Origin of the sequence: Paenibacillus sp. FSL K6-2441, assembly GCF_037964765.1 — a bacterium.
GTDB lineage: Bacteria > Bacillota > Bacilli > Paenibacillales > Paenibacillaceae > Fontibacillus > Fontibacillus phoenicis.
The window spans coordinates 2,784,404-2,797,275 of record NZ_CP150174.1; the positions used below are offsets into that span (position 1 = coordinate 2,784,404).

9 protein-coding genes are annotated in these 12,872 nt (G+C 51.9%); all 9 read right to left on the reverse strand.

Going from position 1 to position 12,872, the window contains the following annotated elements; all coding sequences use genetic code 11:
* Nucleotide 1 precedes the first annotated feature (1 nt).
* A complete protein-coding gene (locus NSQ80_RS12815) occupies nt 2-463 on the reverse strand; it encodes a Fur family transcriptional regulator (RefSeq protein WP_016311681.1) in 462 nt (153 codons plus the stop codon).
* 151 nt (nt 464-614) lie between these two features.
* Nucleotides 615-1,898, reverse strand: a complete 1,284-nt coding sequence (locus tag NSQ80_RS12820) for a cellulase-like family protein (protein WP_036645275.1) — start codon at nt 1,896-1,898, stop codon at nt 615-617.
* Between the two features lie 52 nt (nt 1,899-1,950).
* On the reverse strand, nt 1,951-2,754 hold the full coding sequence (locus tag NSQ80_RS12825; protein ID WP_009225322.1) for a carbohydrate ABC transporter permease: 804 nt from the start codon (nt 2,752-2,754) through the stop codon (nt 1,951-1,953).
* Nucleotides 2,751-3,689, reverse strand: coding sequence for a sugar ABC transporter permease (locus NSQ80_RS12830; RefSeq protein WP_260070609.1), 939 nt, complete (start codon nt 3,687-3,689; stop codon nt 2,751-2,753). The genes NSQ80_RS12825 and NSQ80_RS12830 overlap by 4 nt, the downstream gene beginning before the upstream one ends.
* 69 nt (nt 3,690-3,758) lie before the next feature.
* Nucleotides 3,759-5,153, reverse strand: coding sequence for an extracellular solute-binding protein (locus tag NSQ80_RS12835; protein WP_339299306.1), 1,395 nt, complete (start codon nt 5,151-5,153; stop codon nt 3,759-3,761).
* A gap of 75 nt (nt 5,154-5,228) precedes the next feature.
* Entirely contained in the window at nt 5,229-6,992 is a 1,764-nt protein-coding gene (locus tag NSQ80_RS12840) for a sensor histidine kinase (protein WP_339299308.1), read from the reverse strand.
* Nucleotides 6,985-8,577 carry a helix-turn-helix domain-containing protein gene (locus tag NSQ80_RS12845; protein WP_323076833.1) on the reverse strand — a complete coding sequence of 531 codons (1,593 nt, stop codon included), beginning with the start codon at nt 8,575-8,577 and terminating at the stop codon, nt 6,985-6,987. The genes NSQ80_RS12840 and NSQ80_RS12845 overlap by 8 nt, the downstream gene beginning before the upstream one ends.
* Nucleotides 8,578-8,730: 153 nt before the next feature.
* Entirely contained in the window at nt 8,731-10,923 is a 2,193-nt protein-coding gene (locus NSQ80_RS12850; protein ID WP_260070606.1) for a stalk domain-containing protein, read from the reverse strand.
* 314 nt (nt 10,924-11,237) lie between these two features.
* Nucleotides 11,238-12,872, reverse strand: a complete 1,635-nt coding sequence (gene nagZ / locus NSQ80_RS12855) for a beta-N-acetylhexosaminidase (protein WP_260070926.1) — start codon at nt 12,870-12,872, stop codon at nt 11,238-11,240.

Genomic DNA, 12,872 nt, shown 5'->3' on the forward strand with positions numbered 1-12,872 from the left:
CTCAGTGCACCTCGTGTTGCTCCGGCGCGGCATCCTGCGGCTTGCCGTCCGGCCGGCAATTTTTGCAATACCCAAATACCTCAAACTTATGCTTCACAACCTGGAACTGCTCCGGCGCATCGGTCAGCGGCATCGGGCAGAAATGAATCGGATACGTCTTCTCACATTGCAAGCAGATCATATGATGGTGATGATGCCCTTCACTGCTGCAGCTGGCTCGGAACTTCAAACCGTCCTCAAATACGACCTGCTCCAACACCCCCAGCTCCTCCATCACCCGGAGGTTCCGGTACACGGTATCAAAGCTAAGGCCGCTGTATTCCTTACCCATATATTCATAGACGTCCTTAGGGGTCAAATACCCGTCCCGCTCAGCGAACAGTTTGGCCAAGCTTTTGCGTTGGTCGGTAATCCGCAGTCCCCGGCTGGACATCACTTTTATAATCTCCTCGGTCGACAGCATGTGACATTCCTCCCGTCTGCACCTTCGTTCCATGCGTCTCTTCTAATAATGCCCCAAATTCACAGCAGCGTCAATTCGACGGGATCCAACTCCGCGAAACGTAAAAAAGCCCCTTTGCCTTAAAGAAGGCAAAAGAGCGTTAGCATCTATCTCAACTGTTCAAAATAAACCGGTTCCACTTCTGCTGCCAAGCGACGTCGGACCAAAAGGGATGATGAGGAGCGCAATTGGAGCAGAGCACCATGCCCCAAAAGCCGTGCTCCATCCCTTTTCGTATGGCGTATTCCGCAATAGCTTTGCCGATCGGACCTTCCTCAAATTGGGCGAACAGCGGCGTATAGCCGACATATCCTTCGCCTATAACAACCGGAATGTCGTGCTTCTCTGCCCAATCCGCGGTTTCCTGAAACCGTTCGTCCACCTTCTGCAGCATCGCCTGCTTATGTGCGCCGTAATGCTCATACAAGTATAAATCCCATTTCACCGGGTCGCACCAGTCATGGACGTACATCAGCTTTAGTCCGACCGGATTTTCATGCATTCGCCATTCCTCGCCGACGGGCAGCCGGTAGTCCTCAAACGGCGGAGCATCATCTCTTAGTAGAGATCGTACCAAAGCATTAGGAAATTTAATATTCGGATTACGGATCCCTGTCTCCTCCATCAACTGCTGCAATACGCCGTTAATATACATATGAAAATGGGCGACCTCCTCGTTACCCGGCACACTGTCTTTGGAATAGGGTTCGTTCAGCGTGTAGCAGCCGGTGATCCGAAGATCGGCATGCTGCTCTTGTAAATAGGCAAGCGCCTCCTCCACATAAGACTTCGTATACCGGATCAGCTTGCCAAGCTGCCGGGACGGGATACCCGCCTCCAACGCCATCTGACTCAACCGCCCAAACTCGATCTCATTATGCAATTCCACGTAAGCGATGCGGTCCCCAAGCCCAGCCGCTTTGACGAAGCGGATCAACTGATCCATCGACAAGGCCAAAGCCATAAATCGTTCCTGCGGCGGAATCGCCTGCAGCGCTTCGAATAGCTCCGGAGTTTTCAGGAAGCTTGGGCTCTGTTGATACTCCCAAGAAGATAGGATGATGAACATGTCATATTGCTTTGCCAGCGTGAACAGATTTAATAAATGCTGGTGACCATCGATTTCCGCACCACCCTTGCAATTATACCAGCGTGTCCTGACTCCCACTGAGCCAAGATTGGAGAAGGCCAATCGCCCATGGCGCGGGCCGTCCGCCTTAAACAACAGGCAGGGCATCGCGCAGATGCGAATCGTATTGTAGCCCCTTTCCACCGCCTCCTTGAAGCATTGCTCCAAATCGTGAAACGGCTCACCCGGCATCGTCATCGTATACCAGGAGAAATCCCACATCGTTATGGTCAGTTTGCGGGGAAGATGCGTGCTGATCTTGTACATTCGATTCACCTCTTAGATTAGAAGCTTGATTCCGACGGTTCCGCTTTGCCCCTTATCCCTTCACGGCCCCTGAGGTAATCCCTTTAATGAATGAGCGGCTGCCAAACAGGAAGATGATCAGAACAGGCAGTGTCGACAACCCCAGCGCCGCCATTCGGGCACCATAATCGGTCCGGTGGACAAACCCCAGCGTTGAAACAAACAGCGGGATCGTATAGTTATCGCTGTTATTGATCGTAACTAACGGCAGCAAGTAGTTGTTCCATGACCAGAGAAACACCAGCGTCGCCAACGTGGCCAGCCCCGGCTTAATTAACGGGATAACGATGTTAAAGAAGATTCGCGGCTCCGATGCCCCGTCGATCCTCGCGCATTCGATGACTTCATTTGGCACCGTGTCCTTGATAAACTGCACCATGAAAAAAGCGCCAAACGACCACGCGCTCCAAACCAGAATGACGGAGAGAAGCGTATTGCCGAACCCCAGCGTTCTCATCTCGATGACGTAGCCAATCAAGCCAACCTGGCTGGGGACCATCATCGTAATGATAATGAAATAGCGAAGAAAGCTCCTCAGCTTAAATTGGTATTTAGCTACCGCATAACCGATCATCGTAGCGGTGAAAACGCCGATAAAAACTGCGGATACCGAAACGATCATACTGTTCAAGTAAACCTGTACGAAGTTGGTCTTAAACACGGTTTTCAAGTTTTCCAGCAAATAATCGGAAGGAATCAACGGCAGGCCTTTGAAAATGTCTTCAGAATAATACGTCGACATCATCAACATCACATAAAAAGGGAACAGCGAAGCGAGGGTAACTAGGCTGAGAAACGCCCATTTTACGATCTTCATTCCTGATCCCCCTTCCCCATGGAGAGCTTATAGCTGGCGATTGAGAAAACAACGATCAGCATGAACAAGGCATAAGCGATCGTCGCACCATACCCAAAACGAACATTCATAAACGAATCGTTGACGAACTTCCAGATGATCGTCAGCGCCGCATTGTCCGGTCCGCCAACCTGGCTAGCCGTCCAGCCGCCGTACAACAGCTTCGGCTCGTCAAACAACTGCAGGCTTCCGATGATTGAAGTAACAATGAGGAACACGGAGATATTTCTAAGCAGCGGCAGCGTGATGCGGGTGAAGGTATGAAGCGCTGTTGCTCCATCCACCTTCGCTGCCTCGTAGACATCTTGGGAAATGGCCGTCATCCCCGCTAAATAGATTGCGATAAAGTAGCCCAAATTCCGCCACACGATCATAATTGCGATGATGATCCGGGACAGCCAGGGGTCCTGTAACCAGTAGATCCCGTCCTTAAGCAAGCCCATCTTTACGAATAAGGCGTTGATGATCCCTGTCTGCCAGTCAAACATAAAGGAGAAAATGAAGCCTATGGCGACAGGCGTAGTAATATAAGGCAGAAAATTCGCCGTTTGAAAAAACATACGCCCGTTGACCATGTTAAAAATGAGATAAGCCAGAAGCATGCCGGATAAGATCAGGGCCGGTAACGACATCAGCATGATGACGACCGTGTTGTAAATCGATTTGTAAAACAACGGATCTTTTGTAAACAGCGTCACATAATTGCTGAATCCGACAAACCGTTTCTCGCTGACACCGTTCCACTCGTGAAAACTGAGGAAAAACGAATATACGACCGGATAAAACTGAAACGCCAAATACAGAAGCACGAACGGAAGCGAAAACAAGTATGGCCACAGCCGAAGTCCAAGCCGCTTCCTCGGCTTGCTGTTGACGACCGTTTGGGCATTCATCATGGTTGGTCCCCCTTTCAGGAATCAGTTGGGGTGAGAAACGAGACGCTCTCACCCCGGCAATCCTCCCGATTAGTTAATCGTTGCCTCAGGGGCCTGATTTTTGACAGCTTCCTTGAATTGCTCCAGAGCGCCGTCCACACCGATGCTCGTATCCTTCATCCACAGCGGGAATAGCGAATTAAACGCCGTCTGCACAATCGAATCGTATTTCGTTTGGGTCGATCCCGTCACTTCTGGCACGATGTCGTCGTAGAACGTCAAGCTCAGGTTTTGATTAAAGAACTGATCCAGCTCGGTTCCTGCCTCAAGCCAATCGCGATGCTCTTCGAAGAAGCTTTTGATCCCCGGCATATTCCCCAGCTTCTTGTAGTTCGTTTCCATCCCTTCGGTGGACAAATAACAGAAGTAAATGTAAGCCCAGGCCGCTTCCTTGTTCTTGCTGTTCTTATAGACGCTGACAGAGGTTCCTCCGTACGTGAAGCCGCCTTCAGGCGCGGCCATCAAGCCCCAGCGCCCGATGCCGTCCGGATCATTTGCCTGCACATTCCATTTGGGACTCCACGGCGCCATCGGGTAGAAAATATTATCGCCTTTCGCAAACGACGCGTTCCATCCCGGGGTATACCCCTCATATTTGCCAAGAATCCCGGCGTCCCGCATGGCGAACAGCTTCTCGAACGGCGCCTTCATTCGCTCCGTCAGCTCAATCGTGGATCCATTAATGTATGGCTGTTCGGTTTGCCCTTTCAACACGCGGTAGGCGTCGTCGAAACTGGCGATCATCGTAACCGCACCGCCGCTTTTTTGTTTGACTTCGATCCCTTTTTGGATGAAGGCATTCCAATCCGGCAACAGCTTGGACAATTCGCTTGGATCGTCCGTGCCCAGATATTCCTTGGCCAGGTCTCGCCGGTACCCGAGTCCAGCCGGTGTAATCGATTGATCGACACCAACCAGCTCGCCTTTGGTGTTCGAGAGAAGCGGCGGCAAATAATCCAGCAGCTGGTCCTTGGAGAAGTGATAAGGAGCTTGCTCCAGATTGTCGAGCACATCGAGATCAAACAACTGCCCGCGGAAGTTCATTTCGCCCAATATGACATCAGGCACCTCAGAGCCGGATGCAATCCCGCTTTGCAGCTTTTGCATATAATCGTTATTGTTGACGACGGTGTATTTCACTTTGATATTCGGGAAGACTTTGTTGAATTCCGGCACCATCGTGGTCAGGAAGGCTTCATCCCAATCCCATACGACGATTTCTCCTTCAATGTTTGTGGGAATCCCGCCGAGTGAAGGAGCTTCCCCTTCGGCGTTGGACGAAGTCCCACCCGAATTCGACGGTGGCTCACTTGTGTTCCGATTGGCGGCAGAATCATTCTTCGCGCAACCAGCCAATACCGCCGCGATCATCATCGCCAACACCAAGAGCGTCACCCAACTCTTTTTCAGACGCTTGTTCTTCATATTTAACCCCTCCCACAGTCTGTTTGTATCCGCTTACACCGTGATCTTATCATCGCTAGCGATGGGGTTAAAATCTCACAACCCGGTTATTTTACGCATAAATCGGCTGTCTTCCGCGGTGGAGTCCCCGTCCTCGATGGTGAAAGGGAGGCGAATCCTTACTTCCGTTCCTTCGCCCGGAGAGCTCTTGATCTCGAGGCCTGCCTGCGCACCATAGTGAAAATTCAGGCGTTCGCGAATATTTGTAAGTCCGATTCCCGTGGAGGCATTCTGGATTGGCGGTACCGTTTGGGATGTGCTGATACCGATGCCGTTGTCGCGGACGGACACCTCGATAAACCGATCCGATCTCCGTGCAGAGATCCCAATCCAACCTTGCCGTTCGGAGGGGAATATCCCATGATAAAGCGCGTTTTCAATAAGCGGCTGCAGCATCATCCTTAGGACTATGCAGGGCAAAAGCTCCTCCTGAATGTCCCATTCGATTCGAAAACGTCCGGGATAACGGCAGTCCTGGATGGCAGCGTATTTATTCACCAGTTCTATTTCATCCTCCAGGGTCGTAAACCAGGCATCATCGCCGATTTTGATCGTGTTTTGCAAGAGATGGATCAACGAGGCGGTCATGTCGGCCACCTCCTTCGTCCGCCCTGCATGTGCTAAATAAATTACGGTATTTAACGTGTTATAAATAAAATGAGGGTTCATCTGCGACAACAAGAGCTGGATCTGCATGTTGCGTTTTTCCTTCTGTTCTTGCACGAGCGATTCGATCAGCGATTTCAAATCCTTCATCATCCGGTTAAATCCAAGCCCCAGCAGCTCCATTTCGTCTCCGCTTCGGATCTGCAATTCGATATTCAAATCGCCTGCGGACACTCGTTTCATCGCTCGGACCAGCTTCGAGATCGGCCGGGTCAGTTGCACGAGCAGAGGAAGCAGGATCATCATCACCACGATGAGGCTTACGGCCACAATCAGCGTGTAAAAGAGCAACAGCTTGTTAACCCGCTCGTACAAGCGTGATTTGGAGATCACCGCAACTTGTCTCCAGTCCTCCTCCACGGAATCATCAACAATTTCGATATATTTTCCCCCTTCCGAATCGGTATCGGTCCAACGAGTCTCTCCGGGGTTGCTGTCGAACAATGGAACGCCGTCCTGATTTAGTAGAAGCAGACGTTCGAAATCCTTATTGCTCTGTTCAAATAAGCTCGCCAGATCTTTTTGATTGAAATCCAGCACGAGGTAATACCGCTCGTCGCCATCGTCCTTAAAGTTCCTGTAATTTACGACATAACTGATCACCTGTTGCCGACGGTTGAGAAAAATAAAATCATGCGGATCCGAAAAACGCGATTCGCTGCGTCCCATCCGGTAATCGGCAAACCAAGCCTGATTCAGATAGTCTTTGTAGTAGCTGTCATACCCTTGGTAATTGGAAAACACCTCGCCGTCCGGCCGGATAATCATCACGTTTAACAAGCTAGAGTTCATGACGGGAAACAGCTTCAGCTTCTCTCTAACCTTATTTTTCTTGAAGTAGCTCTGCTCGTACGTATCGTTTGGATCTTTGACCATCAACGCATTCACCTCGGAATCGCTGATGATATATTCCGCGGTTTCACGTAATTGCTCCTGCATACGATTGATGAAAGAAGATGTCTGTTCCAGTTTCGTCGTATTGTCTCGGACGGCTTGTTCCCGCATGATATCCTTGACATACGAATAAGTGACCCAACTGCTGGCCAATAGTGACGAGGATAGGATCAGAGCGCATACGGCAATAATTTTGGTGCGGATCCGAGCACGCATTTTAAATCCGGATAAGTTACTCATCGTGATATTGCTTCCTTTCCGAATACTCCAGAGGATGCTGTCCGGTCACACGTTGAAACACTTTACTGAAATAATGGCTATTGCGGTAACCCACTTTTTCCGCCACCTCATACAACTTGTATTGCCCTGTCGCCAAGTAACGCTTGGCTTTCTCCATGCGAACCTCCGTTAAATAGTCCAGGATCGTACGGCCGGTTTCGTTTTTGAAGCAATGCCGCAAATGATCGCCGCTGATTGCGAGATGCGCGGCAATTTTTTCGGTGCTTAAATCTTTGGCATAATGCCGGTTAATGTATTGGATCGCTTTCCTGACCTTCGCTGAATAGACGTCCCTGTGCTCGTCCTCCATCGCGGCTCGGAACTGGTTTTTAAACCAACGCGCAATGCCGGACACCGAAGTCCAATCATCAGAACCCTCAATCTCCCTGTACGGTTCATCGCGAAAAGCAGACCTTCCCTTGCTCATGCGAAGCCGATCCAGCTCCTTGGACAATTCATTACAGAGCATCCGCAATTCCTCAAGTCGGGCCATTTTCTTGACGAGGGTAAACATGGCGTCGATCTCCTCTTCGACTTCGGCAAGGCGATGCTCCTCCGTATAATGACGTAGTCGGTGGATCCACGCTTCCCAATCTGTCTCTTGGCTATCCGCTGCTGAGATGGTGCCTTCCTTTTCTTCGGAATACATCAGCACGCTGTCCATCCCAGTAAAAATACGCAGATCCAGCGCTCTATCCGCCCACGCCGCGGCAGCGAACAGCCCCGTTGCCTCCTGAAACACGGACGAGCACGCGACGGATACCGTTCCCCCTATAGAAGAAACATGCTCGGAATACGCTTGTTTCAAATGCGCGCTCCACTGAAAAAGTTCCTCATGCAGCTGCCTTCGGCTGACCATGCCGTCAAATCCAAGCAAAACGCCGATCCGGGTTCCCTCCGCCGCAATGGTAAACGTCTCAATCCAACGATATTTCGTTCCGTCCTCGACCCCCCATGGCATCTGAATCCCCGTATCTCGTGTGACCATAGGTCGACCCACTGCCGGATAAGGGGTATCGAACTCTAAAGCGATGTACACATACTGGGATCCAAACGAGGCCATATAGTTAGCAAGCGCTTTCAATTCTTCGTTTGAAAGTTCTTTTCCTGCCTTCGCCTGCTCAAGCAATGTCTTGCTCATTTTTCTTTGGATTGCCTTATCCTTATCGATGGTATCCCGGAGCTTCTCCAGTTCCAGCGTTAAGGTCTCCGGCGTTAATTCGTGCTTGACCCAGTAATCATGTACGCCAATCCGCAGTGACTGTTTTACGTATTCGAATTCCTTATAGGAGGTAAGAATCACGATCTTGGCTTGACTCCCGGCTTCCGCCAGCCTCTCGCTCAGGATCAAGCCATCCATGCCAGGCATCCGAATATCCACAAAAATCAGATCCGGTTTCAGCTTGGCCGCCAATTCCAACCCTTTCCGCGGATGAACGGTTTCTCCGGCTACGGTAAACCCTAGGCCTTCCCAATGGACCAAACGCTTCAAGTGCTCGATGGCCAAAATCTCATCGTCGACAATCATCACCTTCAGGTGGTTCATAATTACCCCCTCCTTTTCCTTGCTTTCTTTCAACTTACAGGAGAAAGCGAATTCGCACAATTGATTTCATGCGCAACTTGATGGAGGATCTACTGATTTTGGACGCAAAAAAAGCACGGCGCTCTCGCGCCGTGCTTTAAAGTACATTTCTGTTTATTCGCTCTTCTTCTCCGGCAATTGCTGGAACAGCAGGTTGACGGACAAGTTGCTGCCCGGAGCTGCCGTGAAGACCAGATCTACAGTTTGCTCGCGCTCACCGGTGCGGAACAATACCGCATTCTCGTTAGGCGCACTAAGTGAGCCGGAGGATGGTAAGCTGACAATATTTCCGTTGACCATAATTCCGCCCATATAATGGCCGCCGCGCGGGTTAAACGTGATCAGCGTGTTAGGCGCAACCCGATACAGCTTCACCTTGTAGAGAACGCCGAAGTTTCCGGCATTCATGCGATACTCTCCGGTTGGACCATCGTATCCGATCAGGAATGGATCGCTGGAGTTGTCGCCGATGAGCAACCGGGACGGCGTATTGCCGATCAGCTCGGTCACTTCAATATTGCGAGTGGCTTCCATATAAGTGCCGCGGTTATGGATATCAGGCTTTAAGACACTGAGATAAGGCAACGTCTTAAATGGATCTTGATCCTGATCAACCATCATGACGGTATAATTTAAGGTATGATCGCTATACAAATCCGCAAACAGGGAGATGACATCCCCTTGCTTCATCGCCGTAGCGCTCAGCTCATTCAGGATAATCTTGCTTTCTCCAGGAGCAAACCAAGTATCCTTATATTTGCTGCCGGTTTGCATTGATTCGTAATAGCGCATGACCGAAGCCTTCCCCGCAGCTGTTGCATAACTGCTTGGACCGCCAAATCCAAGGTTGCTTTGAGTCAAACGCGTCGTTTCGCTATTGTTGTTCGTGGCGATGACGTACATTTTCACCGGTTTCCCGGTCGAATTGGCGTGGTGGATCATGAAGCGCGTATTCCCAATCGCCGATTCCTTATACAGAATCCCTTTGGAATACACCGTTTCCGGGCTGTTGCTGCGGATCAACGTGACCGCATCGGAAGTGAAGGCGTATCGGATTCGCTCCCAGCTTGGCACCTGGGTCCCGTCAAACGTATATTCTTCCCCGACCGGAATAAACAGCTTATTAAATTCGTCCCGCGTGTAGAGCGTCTCGTTCGTAATCGTAATCGTCTTCTCCACGGTCGAGTACAAGCCAAATTTATTGACAACCTTCAGGCGGATCGTCATCTGGCCCGGGGTGAAGAACGCCATCTCTTTATTTTCCCAAATGCGCTCGGTGATGCCCACTTCATCCGTACTGAGGTCGGTATACGTGATCAATTCACCCATTTTGTAGGTGTCTTTGTCTGTCGTAAAATTCGCTACCGGCGGTGTATGCGGCTTGTCTACATGAATCGTCAGCGTAAACGGATTACTCCACTGGCCGCTGGAATCCTGCACCCGGTAAGTTACGGTGTAATCCCCCGGCGTCATGAAGACATCCTGGCGTCCAATCCATTCCTCGTTCACGATCGGTAGCCCGATTGGCGAAGTCGCATTGGTGATATATTGAACCTGTGTTTCCCCGGCGATGACTTCTTTGTTGCCGATGCTAAACGAAGCGACCGGCAGCGTGTTCAAATTCACGATCACCCGTTTGCCAACCGCATCATAGGAATACGAGATGTTTAACGCCTTCGTGATCGCCGTTAACGGCACCATGAAGTTGTTTTGCGCAGAATAGGATTTCCCCCGCATCGTCTGCGTCACACCGTTAACCTTATAATAAGTCGTATTCAGCTTAAACCGCAGCTCGTCGTTGCCTCGTTTAATGATCGTTTCTTTCGTTGTATTGTCAAAAGACAGCTGGAATCCTGCACGCTCCACAATGGCCCGGATAGATATGTAAGATACGCCGTCTTTCACTTCCATCGGATAACCGGCAAGGTATTCCTTCCCGTTCTGATACATCTTCTTGCTGTTCACCATCAGAATCAGTTGGCCGGAGTTGCTTTGGCTCTGCATGCTTGGGTCTGCAGGCGTCGTCACCGGACTTGTTGGCGGTACCGTTTCATCTCCGGTTTCCGTCCCTTCCTGACCCTCTTCTGGAACCGTCTCTCCTGTCGTTCCATCGTTTGTTCCTTGATCTGCAGGCAGATCGCCAGGCTGCACCACATCGGTTGTTGTCCCGTTCACTTCTAACTGTTGTGTTCCGGTCTGTGGTTCCAGACCGTTTCCTTGCCCGATTTCCTCCGCGCTGGCTGGAAGCACCATAGCCACTTGCGATGCGACCAACATCGTGGTGATCAACAATCTCTTAAATTTCATGCCTTAACTCCCTTACTCTCCCATTTTGTGTTACTCCCTTTAACTCACACTGTATTAAACGCATGGATAAAAGAAAAGTTGCTGACAAATCAAAACAATATATTAGCAAACTCCGTCGTTCGTTGCCCGATTTTATTATTTTTTGACAAATCTCCGTAAGAAAAACGTCTGTCGACGTACATTCAAAGTAGACAGACCGCGTTTAGCGGAAGTTTTTATTGCGATATCAGGATGCCAATGCCCCGAAGTTTATACTTTCTGATATCTTAAAAAACGCCCGGAAATCACTCCCGGGCGCTCCTATGAAATTTGGATTAATCCTGGTTTAAGCTGACGGGCAATACTCCCTGCGGCTGCAGCTCACCGACCAGAACCTTGGCCGCGACATCCAACGAAAACGGACGATTTTCATATAAGCAGAGATAGGTCTCGATCTCAGGAAACGCGTTGAAGTCGTAAGGATTCCGCGTAGATACGACGATCAGACGTTTGCCCGACAGCTGCTGGAGGCGCTGGACGAGCTTCTGCTGACCTTCAGGGATCCCCCCCTCTGCTGTGTAGGTCGCCACAACGATTTGGCTGACCTCTTGACTTTGTTCCAGTACCGCAGCAATCTCTTCGTCGCTGGGCTGCGTTCCAATCACCGTCATGACGACCTGGCCATGAAGCGGCCGCAGCGCATCCGCCAGCGTATATTGATGCACCGCCGGCTCATCGACCTCAGTGCGGTGCCGCAGCTCCGGCCAGACGACCAGCACCGGCTGATCGCTCTGCAGCGGCAAGCGGCCCGCTCCCTTCACGAGCGTCACGCTGCGCTCTGCCGCATGGCGCAGCAGCGCGGCGCTCTCCGCCTCCGGCGTCAGCGGCGCTGCCGTCGCGGTCGCGGCGGCTACCGCCTGCGCCGCACTGCCGATCCGCTTCGCCTTGAGCGCCAAGATGCGCTCGAGCGAGCGGTCAATACGCGCCTCGCTGATCCGGCCGCTCCGCACCGCTTCGGCTACCCGCTCGATCGCCGCACGCTGGTCGGCCAGCGTATGGCTCACGAGCACGAGGTCTGCGCCGGCTTCGATCGCCTGGACCGCCCCTTCGGCGATGCCATAATGCCCCGCGATCGCCTGCATCTCCAGGCAATCGGTGACGATCAGCCCGCCGAAGCCCAGCTCTTCCCGCAGCAGGCCGGTCAGCACCCGGTGCGACAACGTTGCCGGCGTCCCCTCCGGCTCAAACGCCGGAAAGATCACATGCGCCGTCATAATTGCATCAACGCCCGCCGCAATCGCCTCCCGGAACGGGACCAGCTCGACCTGGTGCAGCCGCTCCTTCCCGTGCGGGACACTGGCTAAGCCGCGGTGGGAATCCACGGCCGTATCCCCGTGGCCGGGGAAATGCTTCACCGTCGCGATCACGTCTTCGGCCTGATATCCGCGAACCGCCGCGGCTCCATGCACGGCCACCCGGTCCGGCTGCTCCCCAAACGAGCGGACGCCAATCACGGGATTGGCCGGATTGTTGTTGACGTCGACGCACGGCGCAAAGTTAAAGTTGATGCCCAGCTGCAGCATCTCCTTGGCCGCCAGTCGCGCCACTTCCTCCGTCAACGCCGGATCATTGGCCGCCCCCAGCGCCATATTGCCGGGAATCCGGCTCATCCCTTCATGATCCAGCCGGGCTACCATCCCGCCTTCCTGATCAATCGAGATAAACAACGGAAGCTCCGGTTTGCTGCGCGGCAAGCCTTGCAAGCTTCGTGACAGCTCGGCAAGCTGCTCCACCGAAGCGATATTCCGGCGGAAATAAACTACACCCCCCACATGATACTGCTGCACCAGCGTCCGAATCTGTTCGTCCGGCACCAAGCTATGGAACCCACAAATAAATAACTGTCCGATCTTCTCCTCCAACGTCCATGCTGATAAATCCACGAGCCGTCCTCCTTGCCGCTTATCCAT

Coding starts and splice junctions, on each gene's coding strand:
- NSQ80_RS12820 (WP_036645275.1), bottom strand. CDS start 1,898: ATGTACAAGATCAGCACGCATCTTCCCCGCAAACTGACCATAACGATG.
- nagZ (WP_260070926.1), bottom strand. CDS start 12,872: ATGGATAAGCGGCAAGGAGGACGGCTCGTGGATTTATCAGCATGGACG.
- NSQ80_RS12850 (WP_260070606.1), bottom strand. CDS start 10,923: ATGAAATTTAAGAGATTGTTGATCACCACGATGTTGGTCGCATCGCAA.
- NSQ80_RS12830 (WP_260070609.1), bottom strand. CDS start 3,689: ATGATGAATGCCCAAACGGTCGTCAACAGCAAGCCGAGGAAGCGGCTT.
- NSQ80_RS12825 (WP_009225322.1), bottom strand. CDS start 2,754: ATGAAGATCGTAAAATGGGCGTTTCTCAGCCTAGTTACCCTCGCTTCG.
- NSQ80_RS12845 (WP_323076833.1), bottom strand. CDS start 8,577: ATGAACCACCTGAAGGTGATGATTGTCGACGATGAGATTTTGGCCATC.
- NSQ80_RS12815 (WP_016311681.1), bottom strand. CDS start 463: ATGCTGTCGACCGAGGAGATTATAAAAGTGATGTCCAGCCGGGGACTG.
- NSQ80_RS12840 (WP_339299308.1), bottom strand. CDS start 6,992: ATGAGTAACTTATCCGGATTTAAAATGCGTGCTCGGATCCGCACCAAA.
- NSQ80_RS12835 (WP_339299306.1), bottom strand. CDS start 5,153: ATGAAGAACAAGCGTCTGAAAAAGAGTTGGGTGACGCTCTTGGTGTTG.